This window comes from Paenibacillus sp. GYB006 (assembly GCF_036577645.1).
In the GTDB taxonomy this organism is placed as follows: domain Bacteria; phylum Bacillota; class Bacilli; order Paenibacillales; family Paenibacillaceae; genus Paenibacillus.
The window spans coordinates 564,315-589,840 of sequence record NZ_JARBDA010000001.1 but is presented as its reverse complement, the minus strand read 5'-3'; the positions used below and the strand labels follow the sequence as shown (position 1 = coordinate 589,840).

The 25,526-nt window shown below is 39.6% G+C and carries 20 protein-coding genes and 1 pseudogene; 9 read left to right on the top strand and 12 right to left on the bottom strand.

Translation table 11 applies throughout. The features are described from left to right. Window positions 1–35 precede the first annotated feature (35 nt). The 3 genes from PV403_RS02885 to thrC form a co-directional block, all read right to left on the bottom strand. The gene (locus tag PV403_RS02885; RefSeq protein WP_332083546.1) at window positions 36–1,967 is read right to left on the bottom strand and encodes an asparagine synthase-related protein; all 1,932 of its coding nucleotides are present in this window, start codon (window positions 1,965–1,967) and stop codon (window positions 36–38) included. Next, a complete protein-coding gene (locus PV403_RS02880) occupies window positions 1,964–3,232 on the bottom strand; it encodes a sulfotransferase family protein (RefSeq protein WP_332083545.1) in 1,269 nt (422 codons plus the stop codon). The genes PV403_RS02885 and PV403_RS02880 overlap by 4 nt, the downstream gene beginning before the upstream one ends. 308 nt (window positions 3,233–3,540) lie before the next feature. Beyond that, window positions 3,541–4,956, bottom strand: a complete 1,416-nt coding sequence (gene thrC / locus PV403_RS02875) for a threonine synthase (protein ID WP_332083544.1) — start codon at window positions 4,954–4,956, stop codon at window positions 3,541–3,543. A gap of 252 nt (window positions 4,957–5,208) precedes the next feature. Between thrC and yhbH the strand changes: the two genes are divergently transcribed. Then, a complete protein-coding gene (gene yhbH / locus PV403_RS02870; protein ID WP_213532073.1) occupies window positions 5,209–6,375 on the top strand; it encodes a sporulation protein YhbH in 1,167 nt (388 codons plus the stop codon). After that, a pseudogene (locus PV403_RS02865) lies at window positions 6,372–7,199 on the top strand (SpoVR family protein); the annotation flags it as partial. The gene yhbH and the pseudogene PV403_RS02865, both read left to right, overlap by 4 nt. Window positions 7,200–7,261: 62 nt before the next feature. Here the strand turns inward: PV403_RS02865 and PV403_RS02860 are convergent. The 3 genes from PV403_RS02860 to PV403_RS02850 form a co-directional block, all read right to left on the bottom strand. Then, window positions 7,262–7,540 carry a type II toxin-antitoxin system RelE/ParE family toxin gene (locus tag PV403_RS02860; protein ID WP_332083543.1) on the bottom strand — a complete coding sequence of 93 codons (279 nt, stop codon included), beginning with the start codon at window positions 7,538–7,540 and terminating at the stop codon, window positions 7,262–7,264. Further along, window positions 7,541–7,774 (bottom strand): hypothetical protein, encoded by a 234-nt coding sequence (locus PV403_RS02855; RefSeq protein ID WP_332083542.1) that lies wholly within the window; start codon window positions 7,772–7,774, stop codon window positions 7,541–7,543. It abuts the gene before it with no gap. Window positions 7,775–7,837: 63 nt separating this feature from the next. Further along, window positions 7,838–8,422, bottom strand: a complete 585-nt coding sequence (locus PV403_RS02850) for a restriction endonuclease (protein WP_332083541.1) — start codon at window positions 8,420–8,422, stop codon at window positions 7,838–7,840. Between the two features lie 104 nt (window positions 8,423–8,526). On the opposite strand from PV403_RS02850, the gene PV403_RS02845 reads away from it, so the two are divergent. Both PV403_RS02845 and PV403_RS02840 read left to right on the top strand, forming a co-directional pair. Then, a complete protein-coding gene (locus PV403_RS02845; protein ID WP_332083792.1) occupies window positions 8,527–9,960 on the top strand; it encodes a SpoVR family protein in 1,434 nt (477 codons plus the stop codon). Window positions 9,961–10,068: 108 nt separating this feature from the next. Further along, complete coding sequence (locus PV403_RS02840; RefSeq protein ID WP_332083540.1) at window positions 10,069–10,794, top strand: M48 family metallopeptidase; 726 nt, start codon at window positions 10,069–10,071, stop codon at window positions 10,792–10,794. A gap of 34 nt (window positions 10,795–10,828) precedes the next feature. Here PV403_RS02840 and PV403_RS02835 read toward each other — a convergent pair whose 3' ends face one another. Genes PV403_RS02835 through PV403_RS02825 form a run of 3 tightly spaced genes read right to left on the bottom strand, consistent with a single transcriptional unit; the run spans window position 10,829 to window position 16,619 of the window. Next, window positions 10,829–13,756, bottom strand: a complete 2,928-nt coding sequence (locus PV403_RS02835) for a type I restriction endonuclease subunit R (protein WP_332083539.1) — start codon at window positions 13,754–13,756, stop codon at window positions 10,829–10,831. A gap of 29 nt (window positions 13,757–13,785) precedes the next feature. Further along, a complete protein-coding gene (locus PV403_RS02830) occupies window positions 13,786–15,126 on the bottom strand; it encodes a restriction endonuclease subunit S (protein WP_332083538.1) in 1,341 nt (446 codons plus the stop codon). Beyond that, the gene (locus tag PV403_RS02825; RefSeq protein WP_332083537.1) at window positions 15,126–16,619 is read right to left on the bottom strand and encodes a type I restriction-modification system subunit M; all 1,494 of its coding nucleotides are present in this window, start codon (window positions 16,617–16,619) and stop codon (window positions 15,126–15,128) included. Before PV403_RS02825 ends, PV403_RS02830 begins: the two co-directional genes overlap by 1 nt. A gap of 365 nt (window positions 16,620–16,984) precedes the next feature. Between PV403_RS02825 and PV403_RS02820 the strand changes: the two genes are divergently transcribed. Continuing rightward, window positions 16,985–17,893 (top strand): hypothetical protein, encoded by a 909-nt coding sequence (locus PV403_RS02820; RefSeq protein WP_332083536.1) that lies wholly within the window; start codon window positions 16,985–16,987, stop codon window positions 17,891–17,893. A 51-nt stretch (window positions 17,894–17,944) separates the two neighbouring features. On the opposite strand, the gene PV403_RS02815 is transcribed toward PV403_RS02820, so the two are convergent. Continuing rightward, on the bottom strand, window positions 17,945–19,423 hold the full coding sequence (locus tag PV403_RS02815; protein ID WP_332083535.1) for a recombinase family protein: 1,479 nt from the start codon (window positions 19,421–19,423) through the stop codon (window positions 17,945–17,947). Between the two features lie 103 nt (window positions 19,424–19,526). Here PV403_RS02815 and PV403_RS02810 point away from each other — a divergent pair, with 103 nt between their 5' ends. Continuing rightward, window positions 19,527–19,787 carry a hypothetical protein gene (locus tag PV403_RS02810; protein ID WP_332083534.1) on the top strand — a complete coding sequence of 87 codons (261 nt, stop codon included), beginning with the start codon at window positions 19,527–19,529 and terminating at the stop codon, window positions 19,785–19,787. Window positions 19,788–19,934: 147 nt separating this feature from the next. On the opposite strand, the gene PV403_RS02805 is transcribed toward PV403_RS02810, so the two are convergent. After that, complete coding sequence (locus PV403_RS02805; protein ID WP_332083533.1) at window positions 19,935–20,627, bottom strand: hypothetical protein; 693 nt, start codon at window positions 20,625–20,627, stop codon at window positions 19,935–19,937. A gap of 133 nt (window positions 20,628–20,760) precedes the next feature. On the opposite strand from PV403_RS02805, the gene PV403_RS02800 reads away from it, so the two are divergent. Beyond that, window positions 20,761–21,396, top strand: a complete 636-nt coding sequence (locus PV403_RS02800) for a hypothetical protein (RefSeq protein WP_332083532.1) — start codon at window positions 20,761–20,763, stop codon at window positions 21,394–21,396. A 235-nt stretch (window positions 21,397–21,631) separates the two neighbouring features. On the opposite strand, the gene PV403_RS02795 is transcribed toward PV403_RS02800, so the two are convergent. Further along, window positions 21,632–22,024 (bottom strand): helix-turn-helix domain-containing protein, encoded by a 393-nt coding sequence (locus PV403_RS02795; protein ID WP_332083531.1) that lies wholly within the window; start codon window positions 22,022–22,024, stop codon window positions 21,632–21,634. Between the two features lie 178 nt (window positions 22,025–22,202). Here PV403_RS02795 and PV403_RS02790 point away from each other — a divergent pair, with 178 nt between their 5' ends. Both PV403_RS02790 and PV403_RS02785 read left to right on the top strand, forming a co-directional pair. Beyond that, window positions 22,203–23,786 (top strand): recombinase family protein, encoded by a 1,584-nt coding sequence (locus PV403_RS02790; RefSeq protein ID WP_332083530.1) that lies wholly within the window; start codon window positions 22,203–22,205, stop codon window positions 23,784–23,786. Then, on the top strand, window positions 23,752–25,308 hold the full coding sequence (locus PV403_RS02785; protein ID WP_332083529.1) for a recombinase family protein: 1,557 nt from the start codon (window positions 23,752–23,754) through the stop codon (window positions 25,306–25,308). Before PV403_RS02790 ends, PV403_RS02785 begins: the two co-directional genes overlap by 35 nt. The last annotated feature ends 218 nt before the right edge of the window (window positions 25,309–25,526 follow it).

The window sequence follows — 25,526 nt, the reverse complement described above, 5'->3', positions numbered from 1 at the left end:
AGGAACAACCTGCCGCGCTTTAAGTAACTAGTTATCTAGAACTGATTTAAGAATCGGTATACGATCAGGCTGTGCATTAATAATCGAACCTCGGGATCCCAAGCCATTTCCGGCCGCGGTTCCTTGATTTTTGCCAATCCTTTCTCAATCTGAGGAATGTTCAAATAGCTTGATACACTGCTATCCTTACTCAATTTCACAATCTCGGATGTAAACTCATCCCACTGTGGACGAATACGATGAATCCAATCAGCTGGTTGAATACCGCGTACACTCTGGTTTAACCTTACATTATCAGGCAGACGTGTATTCATAGCTCTGCGTAATAATGCCCGATCTCTACCCTTTTGGACATACTGATCAAGAGGAACTGACAAACAAAAACGAACCACTCTTGGATCACTTGTAGGGTCCCTCTCAAGCAGGCCGTAACGAAGAGACAGTTTCGTTGAGGTGGCGCCATTTTTGTTTGCTATCGATAAATTACTGAATTTTTCCTGTCTTGCTTGAACTGCATCAATCATGTTTGTATTTGAACTTGTTATGTACTGCTGGCTGCCGCTGTATATCCCCATTTTTTCAGCAAAATCCGGATGGATCAGCTCAGGTACCGCGTCTCTTTCTTTCTTTTTATGAAAAAAAGTATGAATTGAGGGAAATGCTTTACTTCCAATCATAGGAAGTAATCTTGATCTTGGAACTTTGGCTTGGCGGCTGTATAATTGCAATTCTCTTGCCAAGTGAAATAGTCTTCCTTTTCGTAGAAGCTGAGTGTAATACTCTAGAGCCGGCCCCCAGGAGATTGTAAAGTTGCCTCTTCCTCCCGTAAGCAGAACACCTACATTCTCCTTTTGAGCTTGTTCATAAAATCCACGTATCCAAAAAGAATTATCAAAAAATTTATAGGGCATCTCCATAAGGCTGAGCCACTCATTCACTTCAGACAGTGGATTTTTGTTAACAAAATCCATATAATGTTCTTGGATATTCCCGATATGCTCCACCGTAGATCGTATAAAGGGAGTTTCATCTGCAATGAGCCTGCTTGATGTCCAGTCTACAAAATCAGAGATCGGAATATAGCTGTAAGCTTGAAGTGTTTTCCCCTGTCTCTCCAGTAAAGGAGAAGCAAAACTTGCTATTGTTCCGGAATCAAGTCCTCCGCTAAGTGCTGCTCCTACCTGTTTGAATGTTCGTAGACGGCTGGACACTGCTTCCTCTACTACCTCACGAAAAGCTTCTTCGTATTCCCCATCCGATTTTAGATATAATGTCTCCACTTGATCGATTTGCTCATATCTGTGGAGACTCACCATTCCGCCAGAATGAACGGTAATGCTATGGGCTGGAGGAATCTGTTTTATATTTTGATAGGCGGTAGCATGAATGTCGTTCGATTCATACATCCCATTAATCGCTAAAAAATCAGCCATCCAATGTTCATTCAACTGTTTACGGAAAAAAGGTAACTTAAAGAGTGGAGTAATCCGGCTGCAAAAAGCAAATCGCTCCGAATCTGAAGTATAATAGAAGGTTCGATGACCTGATACATCCCTTGCTCCAAAGAGCTGTCTCTTTTTTTCATCCCAGATCATGAAGACGAAATCTCCAATAAGCTGTTTAGGGGCAAGCTTCCCCCATTTCTTATAAGCTATAAGTATCAATTGACTGTCCGTTACTCTTTTTCTTGCTTCGCGGGGAACTCCCAGCCTTTCAAACAACTCTGATCTATTATCCAAAATCGCATCTGCTGTAATAGCCAGACCTGTTTCTTCCTCATAATAGGGAAGCTGCTCATGAATCGACTCAGGCGTAACCCACTGTGCATGACAACTCATAAAAATATGTCCATCACACCAGGAATCAATACGATCCCATGGATAGGAATCAAATGAACGCATGACAGGTTCCATCTCATCCAGCAGAATACTCTGGCTATGGTATCTACATCCTGTTATTGCACTCATGATTTCTCTCTCCTTCCGCCTAGGTATCCCTGTACGAGAGACGCTACCTTGTTCCCAAACGGGAGTAAAGATTTCAGCTGATTTATTTTCTTTCTGATCTCCTGCAACTGGTATTCCAACCGTTGTTTATCCCTGTAAGCCTTAGTGAGTCGATTCTCCAGAAGTCTGACTCTTGTTTCCAACTGAGAGATTTGGGTGAGAGCAATCTCGTAATCTTCATTTTCTATCTTGATAACTGACCCATAATCTATAGAAGGAGCTGTAGGGCTAACAGCTAACGACTTGTTGTATAACATTTCATATTCAGGCTGCCAGCGATATCCGCTTATTTTTGCAAAATGGTTTTCTATCTGCTGAAGAAGAGTAACATCAGGCTCTACCGAGTATTTTTCACCTGTGATGCGTTCAGCTTCGGCAAGTTCTTCTTCGTAACCTAATGCTGTGAAGATCCCCGATCCAAGCACCCTGCAGTAGGCATCAATCTCTTCACTTGTGAGCTGTTCTTTCCAAATATCAATCGAATCTGCATGTGCTTCCTTATGTTGCAGTAAAAAAGGATCGCCTACCCCCATGCTGTAGAACAAATCGGCTTTCGCCTCACTTACTGGGGAACCATATTTCTCCATACCGTCTTGATAAGGAATTCCCGTAAACTGACATATTTTACGTAATTCATCGGCTGGATTCCTTGCCATATCTTCATATTTTAAAATATAAGTATTAACGTTTTTTGACTTAAAATAATGGTAATTACGGAAAAGGCCAACGGTAAGATCAACGATCTTCATACTGGGCTCTGACTTATTTAAATCATGAACTAACGAAAAAGGTTCACCCGTATGCTGGTTTACTTTTTTGTAGGAAGCCGCGACTGCAAGAGGATTACGAAATAAACCTATGCGTTTTGATCCGGGGAAAAGCACATCCAGAAATTCAAGGCATATATAATATCTTGGGGATTTATCGATAACATAGTGTGCTCTATTTTGTTCTAGAAGGCTACCATAGACTTCCGTTGCAAATGCTCTGGCTGCTTTATTATAAACACCTGTCGGTAAAATTCCATGAACGAATTGTCTGACAATGGCGCTACCGCCATAGGGTCGAGATGGAACAATGTTCAGATCAGCTAGACTGAGTAAATACCACATTTCTTGAGCAGCATATACTTCGGGATGATTCTGGATCATAGCTGTGGCTAAAGAACTACCGCTTCTTGGGGTACATAACAGAAATATAAGCTGATCGTCCTTGAAGTCTTTCAAAAAAGTGCATCTCCTTTCTGACAGAAGACTTACAAAAATCCTGAAGATGCGAACAGAGTTAAAAACATTGTCGATACATTATGTATGTTTAACAATACTTTAAGATACAATTTGTATCATGTCAATGACTGTTTTCATTCTCTTTCATAAAATAACGGAGCTGGATTTTCCAAATTTCCTTTAGCAAATGATAAAGATAGTCTATTCTTCACTCGAAAGAAACAGTACCCTAAATAAAAACACAAAAAACCCTCTAAGATGTAGACCAGCTCTTCATCCTAGACGGTTTTTTGTATTAAATTTCGCTTTTATTTCACTTGGAGACGATGGTAAAAAGGAAGGAGTTCCGCGACCACTTGATCCATCGTTCCTTCTACCTCCGTTTTACGAACAGGCATATCATACAGTGCTGAGATTTGCGGCGGGAATTCCTGCTCAATCTCACAAAGTTCAATGGATTCATTGAATTTTGCAGGATGCGCTGTAGCTAATGAAACAACAACTTCACCTGCAGGAAGCGTACGTTCTGCTGCGGCAACTCCGCAGGCGGAATGAGGATCGAGCAAATATGCTTTTTCATCGTTATATTTTTGAATCGTTGCGAGGCACTCTGCCCCGATCACACCGTAAGCTGCAAATTCGGATTGGACTTTGCTTAACAGCTCTTGTGGAATTCGAATTTCACCGCTCTCCTGGAAACTCTTCATATAGCTTTCGGTTTGCTCTGCATTCTCATCCAAAACGTAATAAAGATATCTCTCAAAGTTGCTGGCAACCTGAATATCCATAGAAGGGCTGTACGTCGTATGGAATCCATCAGGTTTATAGACCCCTTCTTTCACAAAACGCTCTAATATATTATTCTCGTTCGTTGCAAGTACCAGCTTACCAACAGGTAAACCCATACGAGAAGCCAGATATCCTGCAAAAATATCTCCAAAATTACCTGTAGGTACGCTGAAATGCAGCGGTACTCCTGTTAGTTCAGGGCGCTGATCTGTGACCCGGAAATAAGCGTAGAAATAATAAACCGTTTGAGCAAGGATGCGAACAATATTAATCGAATTAATTGCGCACAGATGATGCTCATTTTTGAAATTCACATCCGCAAAAAGTTCCTTAATCATCCGCTGACAGTCATCAAAATTGCCTTCCACTGATAAATTCAGCACGTTCTCATCTTGTACTGTAGTCATTTGAAGTTCTTGCACCTTACTTACTTTTCCGTTCGGATGCAAGATACAAATATTAATTCCTTCTTTACCTCGAACACCTTGAATAGCAGATGCCCCTGTATCGCCAGAAGTAGCACCCAGAATATTAATCGGGCGTTTATACTGTTTAGCTACATAACTATACAATTGCCCCATGAGCTGAAGCGCAATATCCTTGAAAGCAAATGTTGGACCATGGAACAATTCAAGTAAATATATATCATCCGTAAGTTGATGAACGGGAGTAATGTCTTCATGCCGGAAGGTACTGTAACTGGCATAGACCATCTCCTTCAGCTCATCACTCGGAATTTCTTCATTCAAGTAATAAGAAAAAATTTCAAGCATTAAATCCTGAAAGGAAAGAGTTCTCCACTCTTCCAACTTGTCGCTAGATATGACAGGAATGGTACTTGGTACGAGCAAACCTCCATCTGTAGCTAGCCCCATCAGAAATGCATCAATAAATCCTACTTCACTAACCTGTCCTCGAGTACTTTGATATTGCATGCGCTATATTCCCTCCTGCACTTTTGACCATGCACGAAAACGATGGTCCTATCTTCTTCTCTTTTAAACCATCATACACTGAACCGCAGCAAAAGCGAATCATTTTCTGTAAGTTAACGACAATAATAGGAAGATAAATGTTCCACTTCTCTATTTTATATCGATGTCATCACATATCATCCCTGCCCGTGAATATACTTAATTTACAGCAGGTCAAACTGTGCCGCACAATTTACAGGGGAGGTGCCTAAAATGCCGGATTCTCGCCAGCCTTACTCATTTGTCGTTTCGAAAGAAGATTGGTCTCTTCACCGTAAAGGTTACCAAGATCAGCAGCGCCATCAGCAGAAGGTGAAGGAAATCATTAAGCAGAACCTGCCCGACCTTATTACAGAAGAAAATATCATTATGTCCGATGGTAAACAGATCATTAAAGTTCCGATTCGGAGCCTGGATGAATATCGATTTGTCTATAATTATCAAAAACAAAAGCATGTCGGCCAAGGAGATGGAGATAGTCAGGTCGGCGATGTCATTGGACGTGATCCTGCGAGTCAAAAACCAGGTAAAGGCGAAAAAGCAGGCGATCAGCCAGGTCAAGACGTTGTAGAGGCAGAGATCAACATGGAAGACCTTGAAAATATGCTGTTTTCCGAACTTTCCTTACCTCACCTCAAACAAAAAGACAAAGAAGAAATTGAGACACAGAGTATTAAATTTAACGATATCCGTAAAAAAGGGATGCAATCCAACATCGACAAGAAGCGGACCATCTTAGAAAATTTACGCCGGAATGCAACTACCGGGAACCCAGGAATCCATCATATCAGCCCTGATGACCTCCGCTACAAAACATGGGACGATACCGTCATCCCTCACTCCAATGCCGTCATTATTGCCATGATGGATACATCCGGGTCCATGGGCTCTTTTGAAAAATATTGCGCAAGAAGCTTCTTTTTCTGGATGACCCGGTTCTTACGTAAACAATACGAAAAAGTAGAGATTGTCTTCCTCGCTCATCATACGGAAGCAAAAGAAGTGAGCGAAGAAGAATTTTTCACTCGTGGTGAAAGCGGCGGTACGATCTGTTCATCTGCCTATATTAAAGCGCTTGAGATTATAGATCAGCGTTATCCACCTTCAAGTTACAATATCTACCCTTTTCACTTCTCTGACGGCGATAACCTAACCAGTGATAATGAACGCTGTGTTAAATTAATCGGCGAACTGCTGAAAAGAAGCAATATGTTCGGTTATGGTGAGGTCAATCAGTATAATCGAAGCAGTACGCTGATGTCTGCCTACCGAAATATCAAGATGGATCAATTCATGTACTATGTCATCAAAGAAAAGGGCGAAGTATACAAGGCCCTGCGCACCTTTTTTCATAACAAAGAAGGAGGCAGCGTTTCATGAGCAGTTCAAGTGAATTAAAGGACCTGGAATATGCTATTGACGAGATTATGGAGATCGCAAATGGCTTCGGACTCGATTATTATCCAATGCGATATGAAATCTGTCCTTCTGATATTATTTACACTTTTGGTGCGTATGGCATGCCGACTAGATTCAGTCACTGGAGCTTTGGGAAGACCTTTCAGAAAATGAAGATGCAATATGATTTCGGACTCAGCAAAATTTACGAATTGGTTATTAACTCTGATCCATGTTATGCCTTCTTGCTGGACGGCAACTCTCTTATTCAAAATAAGCTGATTGTAGCCCATGTCCTTGCTCACTGTGATTTCTTTAAAAATAACGCCCGCTTCTCGAAGTCTAACCGAAATATGGTCGAAAGTATGGCAGCAACGGCAGACCGGATTAAGCAGTATGAACTGGAGTACGGCACAGAAGCCGTCGAATCTTTCATTGATGCTGTCCTCGCCATTCAGGAGCATGTCGATCCGCAGCTTATTAAACCGCAGCATCTCGATAAACAGCGCTATATGGAGCTGAAAATAAAAGAACAAAAAAATCCAGACCCCGCTGTTCGTCCTCCTGGGCGATATGACGACCTATGGGATATCGGAGTTAAAGCTCCTGAGGGTCCTGATCTAAATACACACCAAGTCTTTCGCTTCCCTCCTGAACCGGAAAAAGACATCATGTGGTTCGTTCAGGAGTTCTCTGAAGTTCTGACTGACTGGCAAAGAGACATCATGAGCATGCTCCGTGAAGAAATGCTGTACTTCTGGCCGCAAATGGAGACCAAGATTATGAACGAAGGCTGGGCTTCGTATCCCCAAGGTGCTTAAATTCATACAGCAAAAAACCGATTCCTAATCGAATCGGTTTCATTTATCTAATACAGTTTACGCTTCATCGCACCATGTTTGAATGAAGTAATAATATAACGCTCACCATTCTCCATTACTTTGTAAGATACGATATAACGATCAACGATACAGTAATACGTGCCCAGATATTCACGAGATGGCATCGCTGTACCCATATGGACCACCTTAGCTTCAATACGCCGAATAAGATCAATCTTATACTCCATTGTTTCCTGCTCTGTATAGTGCTCACTCTTGATCTGGTGAAGCCGCGTTACAGCTGTGTTGGTCCATTCTACAATCAATTACCAGTCACCACGCTTTATCGCTTCAACCAGATCATCTGTGGAGTATACTTTTCCTTGCTGAATATCTTGTTCAGAAGCTTCTATCATCTCTTTAATCTCGGGATCCGCATCCAATTCTTCAACAGGATTATAGATCTCGTATTCAAGCCCTGCTATTCGAATATACTCCCTGTGATCTTTATGATACGACTCAATTACCGTTCCATCGGGAGCTTTGAGACTAAAATTCATATCCTCACCCTCCTTTGTTCGAGTATATCATACCGTATATTGCTTCACATTAGCTAAATTATTTCATGTCGCAGGTACAGCTTTGAATTCGGAGACACTCTCACGTTTTGAATCCAAATGCTCAAGCCATAACTCGACAAGCTGATTTCCATCGATCAAATCAATATCAAGCCCATTTGCATAGTTACACGCATTTGAGGTGAATTTACTTGTCGTTATTACGTATCCTCCAACGGCTCCTTGTTTGATCATTTGTGAGTGAATGATTGCTATGGGTTTAAAATCAACTGATTTCAGATCATTATAACACTTGACTTGTCCAAGGTATAAACCTGCATCTGTCTCTTCTTCTATATCAACGCCGTAATCATTAGAACCTTTCGTTACATAAGTGCTTCCTCCCCGGACAGAAGTCATAATTTCAGCAACAAAATGTTCGAACAACAGCGGGTTCTCCGCTTTCTCTTCTTCAGGATCTCTTTTAAACCGATGGTAAAGACCAATACGTAACGTTTCTTTCATATCTTCATCTGTAGTTATCGCTTCAAGTGCATTGTCCCGGTAATTTTCAATGATCTTTTTTTGATTGGAATACATTTGAAAGAAAATAAAATTCAGAACCAATAACAGGCTGACAATCAGAATCATATTAACACTCCTTTTGACTTCATCCTGTCCAGTTCAGAACAAATTTAATACTCAAGAGCAGTGCAATCGTTTAGAAAAAATTTGAGATGGAGGGCTTCAATATGATGTCTCAAGAAGATATAAAAGATCTTGAATACACAATTGATGAAATTACTGAAATCGCTACGGGATTCGGACTCGATTTCTATTCCATGCGCTATGAAATATGCCCTTCCGATATTATCTATACTTTCGGAGCATACGGTATGCCTACACGTTTCAGCCACTGGAGCTTCGGTAAGACGTTTAACAAAATGAAAATGCAATATGATATGGGACTAAGCAAAATCTATGAACTTGTTATCAATTCTGACCCTTGTTATGCATTCCTACTAGATAGCAATTCTCCCGTACAAAATAAGCTGATCGTTGCGCATGTCCTAGCCCACTGTGATTTCTTCAAAAATAACGCGTATTTCTCCAAGACTAATCGTCAAATGGTCGAAAGCATGACCGCTACGGCAGAAAGAATACGAGAATATGAAATCATTCATGGTGCTCTTCAAGTGGAGAAGTTTATTGATGCGGTACTTTCCATACAAGAACATATCGATCCTAATAAAGTAAAGCCTTATCAAATGGGAAAAGATTCCTACGTCAACTCATTAGCTAATAAAAAGCCTGTGATTGATCCTGCAGCTCAAAAAACACCATATGATGATATTTGGTCACTTGAGCCCTCAGAAGCTCCAGAAACAGCTCCTGAGGAGCCTGTTCGCTTTCCTCCTCAGCCTGAGAAAGACATCTTATGGTTTATCGAGGAATACTCTCCTGTTTTGCAGCCATGGCAGCGAGACATTCTGACTATGCTCCGGGATGAGATGATCTACTTTTGGGCACAAATGGAGACAAAAATAATGAATGAAGGCTGGGCAACCTTTTTCCATCAGCGGATCATGAGAGAACTCGATCTGACAGAAGAAGAAACCATCGAATATGCCAAGTTAAATTCTTCTGTTGTACAGCCTTCAACGAAATCATTAAATCCGTATTATCTAGGACTTAAAATGTTTGAGCATATTGAGAAACGTTGGGATAATCCTACACCTGAAGAAAGAGAACGTTTCGGGAGAATGCCTGGACGCGGCAGAGAAAAGATTTTTGAAGTGCGCGAAGCTGATCATGATATTTCCTTTATTCGCAACTACCTTACAAAGGACTTGGTCAATGAACTCGATTTATATGTATTTGAAAAGAAAGGTCCTGACTGGAAAATTACAGATAAGTCATGGGAAAATATACGGGATCAGCTAGCCTACTCCAGGGTAAATGGAGGATTTCCTTATCTGGTCGTTAAAGATGGGGATTATATGCATAGAGGGGAGCTTTACTTGCTGCATCAATTTGAGGGTGTAGAGCTGGATGTAAAGTATGTGGAACGGACACTCCCTTATGTTTATCAATTATGGGGGAAAGCTGTGTATTTGGAGACGGTTGTCGATAATAAACAGATACAGTTTGCTTATGATGGGAATAAGGTTAGTCGGAAAAGTATATAAAGATGAATGCTTAAAGGAGAGCTGATCAGCTCTCCTTTTATTTCCATACAGACTGCTTGTCCATAAACTTCAAATTCTTGTTATAATACATGAACAGGAGGAATCATCATGCCATTATTTCAATTTGGAACCAAGACCATTGAATACGAATTAACGAGAAGCAACCGCCGTAAGACGGTATCCATCTCTGTTAATCAACAGGGTGTACAGGTGGTCGCTCCTAATACTGCTGAAGAACAAACCATTGAAAATATCTTGCACCGTAAAGGGACATGGATACGCACTCAATTGTTAAACTTTGAAGAGATGAAGCAGAGCTGTCTTCAGCGAAAGTTCATCTCTGGTGAAAAACTGCCCTATCTAGGCAGACAATATCGATTAAAGGTGATTAAAACCAATGAATCTATAAAACCAGAAATCAGCTTCTATCAAGGTCAATTTCGAGCATACGTTCATACCGAAATACCAGAACACCAGTATAGAGAACTCCTTATGCCGCTGTATGTGGAATGGGTTAAACATCGAGGAATGATCTTTACGAAAGACCGAATGAATAAATTCTCAGATAAATTTCAACATTATCCTAATAGTATCGTCATCAAAGATCAAGAACATCGATGGGGAAGCTGTACCCCTGCTCGCAATATCCTATTGAACTGGCGAATTTTTCTAGCTCCTGCGTCTATTGTTGACTATGTACTTGTTCACGAACTGGCACATCTGAAATACATGAATCATTCCAATGAATATTGGGATACTGTACGAATGCTGCTCCCTGATTATGAACAGAAGAAGGAATGGCTGCGTGTAAACGGATCTACGTTAAATATATGAAAATGACCAGCAAACAAGTTGCTGGTCATTTTCATTATTTTTTGCCATATTGCGTTTCTGCGAGTGCAGTAAAATATCCTGTCAGCATAGAGGCATCGCTCATGTCCATTTTCTGCTTGAGCAGTTTCACCTTCAGATCACCAGTCAATTGACGCTTGAAATCGGTTTTCGTCGTCCAGTCGCTGATGGGTGTGACACGCTCCTCAATAAACTGCTGTACATCAACGGCAATTTCTTTCAATTCATATTCTGCCCGCTGCTCACATACTTCATGGAGCTTATTGTAATAAGGCTCTTGCATATAAGTAAGACCGCTGTTCGTCTTACCGTTTACTTTCTCTATCATCTCATCACGAACCGCGTCCAGTTTCTCTAATAGCTCAAAGATCGTCATCTGGCGCTCTTTATACCGTGTCAACAACTCCTCAACCTTCTGCTTCAGAGAAGTATAGTAGACCTCATCCTCACCAAGACGAACAGAGATTTCTTTCTTAATCGCATGCTCCATCTGAGCTGCTTTCGTTTCTGGGAGCGTATTTTTCTCAATCTCCTCTTTAAAGGAAACATCCAAAATTGATACAGGATCTCTAGCATCAATGCCTGCAGAATGTAAATAGTCATGTACCATCTGCCTTACCTTCTCCCCGCAATCAGAGATATCCATGCCATCATCAATAGAAAAACGGGATTTAACTAACTGGCGAATGACACCAAGACGTTTTAAATCCGGTAGGAATCTCTCCACCTTAGGACTTGGCATCACCTTATCCATACTTTCCGCAAATCGCTTATAAGCAATATCAAAGTCTGCACGTACATCCTCATCCACGAGTCGCAGAATGCTTTCCTCTAGCTGATTCGGCTTCAGTCCATCAAAGAACCGAACTGCAGAGCGATGACGCTGTTCTAGTCTTGGCAATTCATCATCGATTGATTGCAAGGCTCCCTGAACATCATTCGCGCTAAAGATCTCAAGAGCTTGATCTAAGAAACGTGACACTCCAAAATAATCTACAATCAGTCCATATGATTTATTCGCGTCATATTTCCGGTTGGTTCTAGCAATCGCCTGCAGTAAGTTATGTTCTTTAAGAGGCTTATCCAAATACATAACTTGCTCAATTGGTGCATCAAAACCAGTCAATAGCTTATCACAGACGATTAACAGCGCTAACTTATCCTCGGAAAATGGCTTTTTAAACCGCTCAATCAGCTGTTTCTCTTTATCTTTCGAGATGTGATAATTTCGTAATTCATCCTTATCATTCTGTCCAGCTGAGAAAATCACTGCTGTCTCAAACTGACCCATCGCATATTGATCAATCAGCTTCTTATATTTAACTGCAGCTGTACGGGAGACAGCTACTACTTGACCTTTATAGCCATTAATCAAAATACGGGATTCAAAATGACGAACGATATCCAATGCAATTTCCTTCATTCGCTCTGGTGCAGTTAAGAGTAGCTGATCATTCACATATTTCTTCTGAATCTTCTCTCTGGCATCATCGTCATACTCGAAGAAAGTGCGGGCGAATAACTCGTCCAAAGTATCGCCTTTCATATGTAAGTTCGGTAGTCGAGATTCATAATGAATCGGAACCGTAGCCCCATCTTCAACCGCTTGCTCAATCGTATATTTATCGATATAGGAACCGAACTTACCTGTCGTCGAACGCGTCTTCTTATCAATTGGCGTTCCGGTAAAACCGACAAAGGTTGCATTCGGCAATGCCTTACGCATGTTGAGAGCAAGTCCCTTATACTGTGAACGGTGGGACTCATCTGTCATGACGATAATTTGCTCCGATTCCGATATGACAGAAAACGACTTCTCATCATCACCTTGGAACTTTTGAATCAGCGTCATCACTGTTGTACCTGGACCTTTGGCAAGCTGGCGTTTTAGATCAGCAACTGAACTAGCTTGCGTAGGATTTGGAAATCCTGATTGCTGGAATGTCTTCGTGATCTGATCATCCAAATCCTGACGATCTGTAACAATGACGAGCATCGGATTCTCTAACTCTGTCTGCCGACGCAGTTTCATTGCTAGATACACCATTGTTAAGGATTTACCAGAGCCTTGTGTATGCCACACCACACCACCTCGACGGGAAGGCTTCTTCTCACTCATAATTCGTTCTATCGTTTTATTTACCGCACGATACTGCTGATAACGGGCTAGCTTCTTCACTTTACCATCAAATACGATGAAGTTCCTCATGAGATCCAAAACAGTATCCTTACGAAGCATCCCAGATACCAGCACATCCTGTGCCCGGTGGCTTCCGATCTCTTCAAAAGTATACGGATAAGGATCTTTCCATAGACCATAGTGCTGCGGCTTAGCAAAAATAGTACCCACACGAGCACGATCACGACTCGTCACAATCAGCATCTGGTTGTACCAGAATAACTTCTCATTCGTGTCCATATATCGTTCAAATTGCCGCACACCTTCCGGCAGTTGCTTGTCTACCTGTAGTTTGGGACTCTTACACTCAATAAGTACAAGCGGTAAACCATTAATGTATAGGATAAGATCAGGGCGGATGGTTCCTGCTGCATTTTCAAAAACGATTTGATTGACCACGAGATAATCGTTGTTATTTACGTTCTCATGGTCAAAGAGTTGAACCGTCTGATTTTTCTTACCTGCCCCAACATCCTGCATCACCGATATTCCTTGTCCGAATAACCAATCGAATATCGTCTTATTTGCATGCCATACATCTTCTGCTTGTAAGGAAATAAATTGCTTCACGACTCGATCTACATTGGTATCATCAATCCATGGATTGAGCTTGCGGATCGCATTTGCAAATCTTCGTTCTAGTACAACACTAGCTCTAGAAGAGCGGTCGTTCTCCAATTTAGAACCTTCCATATAGGTATAACCATAACTCACTAACTGTTCAATAAAGGGTTGTTCAACCTCGGTATATTCCAAAGGATTCATTTACGTTCACCTCCAAGTAGGAGTAGCGGCTAAACCGTCACTCGTATTTGTCCTGTTAGTAGCTGCTGCATTAAACCTTTTTTCAGTTCGAGGTATTTTTCTTTTTCCTGTTCGTAGCTTTTGATCTGTTCGTCTACGGACGAAAGGATTGAGGCGATTTTTTGTTGTTCTTCAAGAGTAGGCATAGTAATCAACTGTTTTTTTTGTTCACTTATACCAATATAATTTCTTGTGCTTTGTGCAGACAATTTGATTATGTTTTCTTGATACCTATCACTTTGCATAAAGCATTTCAGATATTCTCTGTGAAGTATGGAATTTTCACCAATTCTGTATAGTGTAACTTGAGGAGTTAACATTAGATAACAGTATTCATCTGACACCAATGCTACTTTTCCCACTGAGCCTTTATGTGAGAATAAAATATCATTAGGAAAGCAGTGCCCGACACGTAATTGTTTTGCTTGCTCTAGACTTATGAAGTTACACGAATTATAGTCAAGACTTCCATTTTTTAAATCACTAGCCATAATAAATGGAACCGCATCACCTTTATTTTCACTTATATAATCTGATGATCTAGGATGTCTTTCACCATGATTCCCATCTTGGATACTAATAATAGTTTTATTATCAAGCAATTCTTGAAAGCTCTTTATATCCCACTCAACCGGTATCTCCCCAAGTTCCGTCTGCTTAAATTCGGTATGTCCAATGCCTTTTGTCAGTAATTGCTGCATTAAACCTTTTTTAAGAGCTTTTGTTTTTTCTATCAGTTGTTCTGTATTCTCAATCTGCTCATCAACTGTCGAAAGAATCTCGGCAATTTTTTGTTGTTCTTTTAATGAAGGTAATCCAATCTTTAATCCTTTAATTTCAGATACTGCTACCATATTTTTTATTGTTGATCCATGTGTCATATCCAACATTCTTGATTGAACATCCTCTGAAATCAATAAAAAATATAAAAAAGTATGGTCAGCTAGGTTTTTCTCTAGTCGAAATCTTAAAAGTGCTTGATTCATTACACCACGTTTTATTCTTTTAGGTACAATTGATACTTTCCCTACTGTCCCTGAACAACTTATAAGGATGTCTTCAGGTAAAACTTCAAAGCCACTAAGTTCATCAAATTTCTCACTTGTAATAAAGTATCTAATATTATTAAATTGATTGTAGATAACGTGTTGCTGTTCGTACACTGCGAATCCATCTGCAACAAAATTTTCTTTTTTCAATGCTCCACCAAATGGACCTCGTTTAACCCCAGATCCACCTTTTTGCATAACATCTTGTAACTCCATTAATTCCCACTCGACCGGTATCTCCCCAAGCTCCGTCATTTTATATCCATCACGAGCCTGCTTCATCACACTTCACCCAACCCTAGTTCACGAAGATAACCATTTAATTTCATTTTTATATCCGCTCTTTTACTTTCCAACTCAGAAATACTCATAATTACCGATTCTAGATCCACTTTTTCTTCTTCTTCAGACTTATCAATGTAACGAGTAATATTTAGGTTATAGTCATTGTTCTTAATCTCGTCCAAAGAAACCACTCGTGTATACTTTTCTACATCTTCATAAGCATCAAAAGCTGCCACGATGTTCTTGATATCATCATCTCGAAGCGTGTTCTGATTCTTACCTTCTTGATATGCATCCTCTGCTGCGATAAACAGTACATTACCTTTACGTTCAGCAGATTTGTTACGACTGAAGATCAACACACAAGCAGGAATACCTGTCCCGTAGAAAAGGTTAGACGGTAATCCAACAACAGCTTCTAATAGATCAGACTCAAGCAATCCTTGACGAATCTTACCTTCAGCTCCTCCGCGGAATAGAACACCATGCGGCATCACAACCCCGCACTTTCCATCGGCTTTAAGAGAAGCAACCATATGCTGGATGAAGGCATAATCACCCGCATTTTTGGGTGGTATTCCATACTGGAAGCGACCGTACGCATCATGCTCGGCTTCCTCACGTCCCCATTCTTTTAGGGAAAATGGAGGATTTGCAATAACACGATCGAACAGCATAATTTCACCGTCTTCCACAAGCTTTGGCTCTCGAATCGTATCACCTTTTTCAATGCGATGGTCCGGTAAATTATGCAGAAGTAAATTCATCTTCGCGATCGCCCATGTTCCCAAGTTCTTCTCTTGCCCGAACAGAGATAAAGATTGCGGGTTACCATTATGCTCCTTCACATAATCAACTGATTGAATCAGCATTCCGCCTGAACCGCAAGTCGGATCGTATACACGCATACCTTCTTCAGGCTTGATGAGCTTTACGATCAATTCAACGACTTTAGATGGCGTATAGAACTCTCCACCCTTCTTGCCTGCATCATCAGCGAACATTTTAATCAAGTATTCGTATGCTCGACCAAGCATATCAGGTTCTGATAGGTTAGCATTGCTGAGATCTAATAAAGAAAAATGCTGTAGCAAGCGGAGTAAGACACTATCTGTTAGCACTTCTTTACGGTTAAAGTCAATTGGTGTAAGGACACCTTCGAGTGTTTGATTTTCATTTTCAAGCGCTTCAAAAGCTACGTTAATTGCTGAACCAATATCGCTTGCATGTTTACGAATTTCTTCCCAACGTGCAGATGTAGGAACGAAGAATTGGTATTGATCGGGATCATCTGCCAGGAGTTGTCCAATTTCTTCTCCATGTTCTTGGACCAGCCTTTGTTTCTGCTCCTCAAATACATCACTCAAACGCTTTAAGAATAACAATCCAAATATGTAATTCTTATAATCACTTGAGTCTACAGACCCACGCAGAATGTCTGCAGACTTCCATAAGTGTGATTCTAATTCTCGCAATGTTAACTGACTCATTATTATGTCGTTCCCCCTGTGTCATCTATAAAAACCTATTATAAATTCAATATAACCGGACTTATTACCTTAATTTTTTTAATAGCATAGCCTAGTGCTATCGTAGCATAAAAAAAATGATAATTCGACATAAGCTTCATTCATACGAACAGACAAGTTCTGCACTTTACCTTACTCTCTTCGTATTACAGTCTTCTTTTATGTTCGTTCTCTTTTATATGCTCTCGAAGCCTATGAATATTTGTGAGTTCCAAGCATATACATATGACGAGAAAATTGACTTCACAGTTAACTTCAAAAACCGGTTAACCTCAGTATATTCATGGGTTATCCAGTTAACCAATCCAAGGAGATGTGAACGTAATATGTCAGATGTAACCTTCGGAGTAAAAGTCACACCTGAACTGAAAGGGAAAATCGAACAACTCATCAAGGATTCAGACTTTGATACAAATAAGGAATGGTTCCAGCATCTGCTCTCGATCTATGACTTATACCATCTAAAACATGAGGACGGGACGAAACGCTATGCCAGCGATCTCGAATATATTGAGCAGAACCTAACACGCATCCAAGAAACAATCGTTCAGATGATGAAAAAAATGGCGGATGAAGCAACACATCAAGAAGCCGAATGGACGAAAACATCAGACGAGATACAGCAGCAACTCCAGCAAAGCGAGCAACTACGTAAGGAGCTGGAAACCGAACTCACTGAAACTAAAAAGCAGACAAATCAGTATAAGATCAATCTCACGGAGTTACAGAAACAAAGCAACGTTCTAGAAGATCTATGTACTACGCTAAAAAAATCACTGCAAGAAAAAGAAGCAGAGATCGAGAAGTTGAACCAAGAACGCGTTCAGTGGCAATCTTCAGATTATCCCGCCACAATCCAGCGATTAACCGAAGATAATCAAGCCCTCAAGCAACAATGCCAGATGCAACAGCATCAGATCGATCTATTGCGAATGGAATATGAGAAGAAATTAGAAGTTGAACAATTGAAAACGGATTTTGCTAGAAAAGAAACCGAGTTACTTCTAATAGCACAACGCAAACCAAGTAAAGAAGACCCTGATGCACCACCTCGTAAAAGAGGACGCCCTAGAAAAGATGAAGCCGCACTGTCTGTCAGTGGACAACAACAATTATTCACTGATGTTTATGATGACGCAGAAGACGAGCAGGAACAGGATAATGACCTACCTGAAGATCCCGATGATTTGCATGAAATGCTCGGCGATGAACCTTCTCAGAATCAAAAGGAATAAGCATAACCCCCGACCATTCGGCGGGGGCATTTCTCATGATGTTGTATAGATTCACAGAGGTTGTAGTTTTATTTCGATATCCTCGTCCCCGTGAACGACTACATATTTTATTAATGTTTGAATAATTCCTTTTGCTTGCTCGACGGGAAGCACCTCAATTGCACTAATGATATTATTCACTTTTTCGTTTAACTCTGTCTGAATCTGCTCCATGTCTATCGCTTCGACTTCCTTATGATCCATCTTCTCGAGCCCAGCTAGTATCTGATCAAGCCTATCTTTCTCTTCATTTAAATCACTCAGTTCAATTAAACCTGAGGCATAGGCTTCAATTTTCCGCTTATATCTGGCTTTAGCAGTGTTTGCCTTTTGTTCAAGCTGATCCTTCTGCGACTTTACAACTGCTTCCTTCGCCATTATTAATAGCATACCAGAAGTATTTCCAACCATCTGCTGCAACCCATTTTTAAACCATTTTTCTACCAGATCGGCACGATATTGCTTACTTGTACAAGTTCCTTTATTTTTATTCGCTGAACAACGATATACACGATAGCGTTTATTAGGAGAACCTGAAAAACCTATACTCATGCCCGACCCGCAATTTCCGCACCTTAGCATACCACCTAACAGGTGAGGACTTGTCTGAGCTCTTGGAGCCATAGTTGTCTGTCCCATTCGCCTTTGCACACTTTCCCATATGGGCTTCTCAATAATAACTGGGAGACAGTCTTCCACTTTAACCCACTCCGATTCATCTTTGTCTTTACGCTTTGATTTGCTCGAATCTTTCCGATTCCAGACCAATGTACCTTTATAAACGGGATTCGTTAACATCAACTTAATTGCTCGAATGGACCATTCCTTCCGATGTCTGGATGGAATACCCTCCTCATTTAATCGTTTCGCAATGGAATAAAAACCAAGCCCTTCATTCAGATACAAGTCGTATACCCGCTTTACTATATCTGCTTCCTTATCATTAATAACCAAGGACTTGTCCAATAGGTCATATCCGTATGGGCTTTGCGTTAGCCATTTTCCATTAGTAGCGGCGTGAAGCATATTTTCAAACACACGTTCACGAATACGCTCTCGCTCAAACTCTGCAACTGCTCCCAGAACCTGCAAAGTAAGTCGACCTGAGGGTGTATTGGTATCAAAAGATTCACTAATAGATACAAAAGAAACCTCATAGTTTTGAAACATGTCAATTAGATTCAGTAAATCTAGCAGTCGTCTGCTCATTCGATCGAGCTTGGTAACCATGATACGAGATACGTTCCCGTTCTTTACTGCCTGCAACAGCCGCTTTAACTCCGGTCGATCCAAATTTTTAGCTGAATAACCATCATCGATAAACAGCTGAATTTGCTCCGTCCAACCCATCGCCCGGCAATACGCTTTTAACCGTTCCTGCTGTTCATCCAGAGAGACACCATCTCTTGCCTGCTCATCGGTAGAAACCCGGCAATACAAAGCCACAGAACGGATATTATAGGTTTCGTTTTTTCGTTGTTTCCCGCTCATGACTTCCCCCCTTGTCCATACCTATGCCTGTCCTCTTATATATATGATAATTCACAGGGTTGTCCCTTCGACCTTGCCGCATAGATTAGATCGAGGTGATGTTATGGGACAACTCAAAGTACGTTTTACAATGGAACATCAAGAGGAACAGAGCAGCTTCACGTCATTATCTAGCTTGCAACAACACTCATTCTCAGAACTTCTAGTGAATCGCCTCAATGATTTTGAAATTCGTCTAAAGCGTGCAGCGGCAGAGATATGGCTCCAGCAGAGACTCGGTAAAGATAATTATTTAAACTATCAAATAATGGTGGCGCAAAATCATACAACCTCAGACATAACTGATGAAACGCCAAAAGCCTAACTCCATCTGCAGGAGTTAGGCTTTCCTTATCGTCATCTGCTTATTCATTATAATAAACAGTCATTTATGTTGGTGAATACTTTTCCAATGATTAGGACAATTTAATTGGTGTCGCGCGATCCAGCTATGAATGCTGTTGAATAGACGTCAGATTTTATTGCAATAACCCGACGTTTGTAACACCGTCTTTAACTTTACAATTGCCTTCTCCTTCAATTCTTTCTCAGTCCGCCACCTGCGTGGGTGTGAAAAACGCCCTTTATCATCCATAGCGCATACTATACCTTTAATATCTTTAGACCACGATATGACCTGTTGCATCTTATCCTCAAAGGTTTCATGTACAAACCCCATGATTACAAATTTCGCTTGATGACATTCATCTATAAACTTCTCTCGGTCATGTGTTACCGGATCTTCAAGGTATGAGACAAGTGCTCCAGGTAAAGCTAATTTAGCTCGTTCATGATACAATTCTGCTTGTTTACCGTCGGGCTGCCGAATATTTGAAAGGTTATATATCCGCAATACCCCACTTGGCTCTAATAGTCCAAGCTCTTGATAACTCCGTCGAATAACCTCAATTACATTTTGCATGGTCATATCCGGATAATCAATTCCTTCGAGTATATCCACTGACCCTCCGCCGGCTTTGAAATTATCCCATCCATGTGTCCTTTTTAGCTCAAACTTACCAGGATTGGTCATCACAATGACTCCAAGTAAATCTGTGGAGTCCCCAAAATGAACTTCTGTAGCATATCTCATTAATAAAACTTCATCGTTATGTATAACGCGAACCATTAAAGCCGTAACTTTTTCAGGATACTTCCTATTCATAAGCGCCTCCTGCTATGTTCTATTCAAATCGAACATACACAAATCATACCTTACGAACATTTAAATGAGCAATCGTTAAATACAAAGTCAATGCATATGATTGTACTAATAAAAGTACAAGGGAGTGGTACGTTTGTCTAAATCTTCGGAACTACTTGAACAATTGCTAAAGCATAGCGAAATTGATACGGATACATTAGTGGAAGCAGCATTATCACTGCATGTAAATGGTCGTAAAAACTCGGGGATTCATAAATTTGCACATGAGTTACGATTAATGGATGATCTTACTTCACAGATAAATCATGTATTTAGAAATCTCATAATAAGAACAATTAGTGAGAATCAAAAAACTCTTCCAAATGCTCCTTCTTTTAATTCCCAGATCAATTCAACACACGAGTCAGATAGCGAAATCGAAAGAAAGTATAATAGTTTGCAACAAAGCTATCAGGATCTCTTGAGCGAAGTATCTAAGAACAACAATTTAGTTTCCGAATTAACACAAATAGTAAAACAAAATAGTTCGCTTATGGAGCAACATACGAACGCTATAGCAAAATTAGAAGAGGGTGTCCAAAAATCACTAACTAAACGTTCGTATACCAAAAAAGATAAAGATGTGCCCCAAAACTCCATAGCTAATAAGAATAAAGTTGCGCTGGTATCTTCCACTCCCAACATAGATCGTCAAGACCACGCAGAAACATCAGAAAGTATTTCATCTTCTGAGACATCTGTAAATAACGATACTGAACCAGTTCCTTAATTTGAACTGAGTTCCCTTTCGGCAATATCACTCCAATCTATTGCTGCAAGCCTTAGAGCAGAAATGATTACAACTCAAGAATACATACAAGGTATCAACAAACAAAACGGCATACTAGATAACGACTTACCAAGGAGATATGGACCTACTATTGATATAGAAAAATTTAATATCATTAAAATTGTTAATCATGAAAACACATGAATTTTTATTTATAAATGTAAACAATTATTCACTATGGTGAATAACGTTCATCTTGCTGGGACAATATAACACTAACATCTGAGCCGAAAAATTGATAACCGACATCAATTCCCTTTTCAGTTGTTTCCAACAAATAAGTTGCGAAGGTAGGTTGAAGCTTTTCCAGCTGTATTAAGTTTCGAGTAATTCGGTTTAATCGATAATGGAATTCTGTTTCAGTTTCAGTATGTTCTAGTCCTAACACTTGAAGGCGATTCTGGAGCTTCCACAGAACCTCAAGCTTAATGGAATCGGTCTTTCCATTTTCTAAATTACTTAGATACGCTGGTGAAACCTCAAGCTCCTTCGCAAATTTGTTTAAACTTATGTTCCTCTGTTCTCTTAAAACTCGAATTTGTTGTCCGAAATTTTTCAATACAAACACCACCTTAGAAGGGAAATTGAAGAATGGCTAAGAAAAAACCAACGCAAGAGCTCTCATTAAAATCTGTTCAATATGTTCATGATCCACATGCAGCCAAGCTTTGGATCGAAACATATTCTGAGTTGCTACTTAATCATTTAAAATCCAAGCTTCGGGATCTATAAAGGAGATGACCATCATGTATTCTGTGAAAATGACTGTCGCTTATGTGCGAAATTCTGCAGATGTTTATCAGGACAACTCCATACAATTGCAGAAAGATCAGGCTTATATTTGTGCGACAAAGCATTCACTAACTATTGATGACATCTATAATGATTCTGATACATCTGCTGTGAAACATTCGATTGAGGGTAGAAAAGATTTATCTAGACTTCTTAATGACATCAGGAAAGGGCTGATAGGAACCTTAATTGTTTATAAAAGAGACCGATTGGCAAGAAAGACTGATGAATATATGGAGATTTACGAAATTTTAAAGCAACACCAAGTTACTGTTTACTTTAGCGCCTCCAATGAGTTTCCAATGCTTTATACACCTCAGGCTTTTACAATTGAATATTTGTTAGCTTCCTTTGCTGAACATGAAGAAATTCAAATGAAGCAAAGAATTGCCGATGGGAACGCTTCTAAGTTTAGTGAAGGAAAGCTTATACCTCCAAAAATTCCTTTTGGGTATATAAGATGTACCAAGGAAACTTCAGAGTACGACAAATACGGTAATGTCAAAAAAGTTGCATGGATAATAATAGATCCACCTGCTGCCGAGATTGTAAAACAGATATTCAACGAATTATTAACAAACTCTTTTGAAACCATGACCGAATTTAGATACCACTTGTCATCACTGAAGCTCACAAGAAATAAGAAAGGTAAACCTCTGCAAACTGAAGATATTAAGCAAATTATTCGACAACCCCTTTACAAAGGACTTCATCAAATGCAGTTCCAATTTCAGGAGCGACCCTCAACAAAGTTTTATCATGAACTGATAATCGTTTCAGAGGATAACTGGACACGTGCGCAAATTGCATTAAGCCAGCTGACTCAGGAGAAGAGGATTCCTCGAAAGAATAACTTATCAAAGAAAGACTTTTTTCTTTCCAACATAATAAAGTGCCAACAATGCATAGATGATTCTAATGAGAATCACACACTTAAATCTCATATCCAAATGGACGGTATCAATGGTGGTTATTACGTATGTAAGAAGCACAAAATTAAGCTCGAGAAACAGAAACTTGAACATTACGTTGTTAGCAGTTGCATTTCTTTTTTCACTCAATTAATACAGCACAAGCCTAAATTAAAGAGTATACAGAAGTCGCATATCCAGGCTGGAGAGATGTATAGCAAGAAGCTCAATGAAAGACTAGAAAAACTCACACTTGTTTTTTCGAATTTGACGAAAGAATACATTAATGAACCGGAACCTGTTCAAAAAAGTAGACTCCTCAAAAGTTGCAATGAAACTCGTGACGCAATGAACCGCATTCGAGATAAAATTAATGAATTGAACTCTAAAATAGGGGATGAGAGCAAACTTATTCACTTCATGGAATCTGATAAAGAACTGCACCGCAAGTTTACAGATATTGATTCTGAATCCAAGTCACGTCTCATAGAAGATATTCTAGACACAATTCTTGTAGATCATGATGGAAATCTAATTCCGATTTTTAAGATCCCACACATACTTACTAATACTTTTATAGGAGGAATTATTAATGATATCGAGTCTTCAAGAGCAGCTACAGAATAAAAAAGGAGTATTCTATGGAAGGGTCTCCTCAGAGGAACAAGACCTACAAATGCAAATTGATTCTTGTAAGGCATTTAGGGAGCGTCATCATTGTGATGTTATAATCGATCGTGATCAATATGTAGAGAAAAGATCCGCAACTCGTATTCCATTAACCAAACGTGACGCCTTAATGAGAGTTATTAAAGCTGTTACAGACAAAGAGTTTGATTTTATCGTTGTCTATAATCATGACCGACTCGCTCGTGATCCGCTTGAGCATCTTCGCTTACGTAAGTGGTTTACAGAATTACAGGTACCTGTCTATTTAAGCAGTTCAAATCAAGTTTATAGCAACAAGGATATTCTAAGTAATGCAATACGAGATAACTACAGTAAAATTGAAGCCGATAATATACGCGTCCGAATGAAAGACAGTATATATTCGCGTGTTGTTTTTCAACGAAAATGGACAGGAGGTAAAACACCCTATGGTGTTAAGTATAACTTCGATGCTCTATTAGATAAGAAGGTACTGCAATTTGAGCCTGATAAGATTCCGGTCATTAAAGAAATATTTGAATTGTATAGGAATGGGGTAGGCTTTAGTTCTATTGCTGTTTACTTGTCAGAGCAAAAATTAGACCCTGGACAAACATGGAGCAAAGATCGTGTAAAATCTATAATTACTAATCCAATCTATTGTGGTTACCTCAGTTTGCATAAACGTAAAAAGAAATCAAGAAATTCTACGAACAATCGGGAAGACTGGATTATGGAGCAATATCATGAATTAGATCCCATTATCTCACTCGTGGAATGGGAGTATTGCTATGATTTATATCAGCAAAAAAAGACACGTGAGATTGCTGATCCAATGCATTTCTCAACTTCATATTTATTTAAAGGTATTATCAGATGTAAATCTTGTGGGGAACTCCTCAAAACCAAAAACCAATCAAGTGGTCAATATGGAGATCAAATTTATTATTGCGGTAACTCCTCTAGCTGCAAAATCAGAATTGTATCCAATGTTCTGGATAAGTATCTTTTAAAATATGTCAAGGACTCCAAAATCCTGAATATAGAAAACCCTGTACAGCGAGAATTATTAATAGTAAAGATTCAAAATTACTACAAAGAGAAAAAGCACATGCTAGAGATTGATAATAAAAGTTTGCAACACAAGTTAAATGAGCTTCGTCACGATTATGACACCACACAAGATGAAATAAAGCCCCTGCTCCTAACTCAAAGTGATAATGTAGCAATAAATGTTTTGCAAACATTCTTGGCTCTAATAACGAGTAATATTACGGAAACTCAGCTAAAGTTAAAAAGAAATATTGAGGAATGTAAAAGCCTAGATACTTTAGAACTTAATTCTGAACACTGGGTTCAATTTTTTAAAGATACATTACCGATTCAAAAAGATTATATTCAACCGTTACGTAAATTGCTGCTCCTAATATTTGAAAAAATCGAGATTGACAGTGATGGTGGAATATTTATAACAAATAGAATTGACTTAAATAATCGCTGACTCTTCAAGAACTTGAAGAGTTTTTATTTTATTAATATCTCGGTAATTAGGTGGACAACCTTTTTTAAGCTCGGCGAATAGGTAGGAACGGTATGCCGTTCTCACCTATAAACCGAGGTTCGAACGACAAAAAAGTGCTTGTCCCATATGGGATACGGGTTTTTATATTTATTAGTATAGACATTTATTCTCGTCGATAAACGTATCTCGGCGATTAG

Bases quoted from the DNA above. Each gene is read 5' to 3' on its own strand.
- PV403_RS02885 (WP_332083546.1), bottom strand. From the start codon at position 1,967: ATGAGTGCAATAACAGGATGTAGATACCATAGCCAGAGTATTCTGCTG.
- PV403_RS02790 (WP_332083530.1), top strand. From the start codon at position 22,203: ATGTATTCTGTGAAAATGACTGTCGCTTATGTGCGAAATTCTGCAGAT.
- PV403_RS02810 (WP_332083534.1), top strand. From the start codon at position 19,527: ATGGGACAACTCAAAGTACGTTTTACAATGGAACATCAAGAGGAACAG.
- PV403_RS02855 (WP_332083542.1), bottom strand. From the start codon at position 7,774: ATGAATTTTAGTCTCAAAGCTCCCGATGGAACGGTAATTGAGTCGTAT.
- yhbH (WP_213532073.1), top strand. From the start codon at position 5,209: ATGCCGGATTCTCGCCAGCCTTACTCATTTGTCGTTTCGAAAGAAGAT.
- PV403_RS02805 (WP_332083533.1), bottom strand. From the start codon at position 20,627: ATGAATAGGAAGTATCCTGAAAAAGTTACGGCTTTAATGGTTCGCGTT.
- PV403_RS02835 (WP_332083539.1), bottom strand. From the start codon at position 13,756: ATGAATCCTTTGGAATATACCGAGGTTGAACAACCCTTTATTGAACAG.
- PV403_RS02785 (WP_332083529.1), top strand. From the start codon at position 23,752: ATGATATCGAGTCTTCAAGAGCAGCTACAGAATAAAAAAGGAGTATTC.
- PV403_RS02845 (WP_332083792.1), top strand. From the start codon at position 8,527: ATGTCTCAAGAAGATATAAAAGATCTTGAATACACAATTGATGAAATT.
- PV403_RS02820 (WP_332083536.1), top strand. From the start codon at position 16,985: ATGTCAGATGTAACCTTCGGAGTAAAAGTCACACCTGAACTGAAAGGG.
- thrC (WP_332083544.1), bottom strand. From the start codon at position 4,956: ATGCAATATCAAAGTACTCGAGGACAGGTTAGTGAAGTAGGATTTATT.
- PV403_RS02830 (WP_332083538.1), bottom strand. From the start codon at position 15,126: ATGAAGCAGGCTCGTGATGGATATAAAATGACGGAGCTTGGGGAGATA.
- PV403_RS02850 (WP_332083541.1), bottom strand. From the start codon at position 8,422: ATGATTCTGATTGTCAGCCTGTTATTGGTTCTGAATTTTATTTTCTTT.
- PV403_RS02840 (WP_332083540.1), top strand. From the start codon at position 10,069: ATGCCATTATTTCAATTTGGAACCAAGACCATTGAATACGAATTAACG.
- PV403_RS02815 (WP_332083535.1), bottom strand. From the start codon at position 19,423: ATGAGCGGGAAACAACGAAAAAACGAAACCTATAATATCCGTTCTGTG.
- PV403_RS02825 (WP_332083537.1), bottom strand. From the start codon at position 16,619: ATGAGTCAGTTAACATTGCGAGAATTAGAATCACACTTATGGAAGTCT.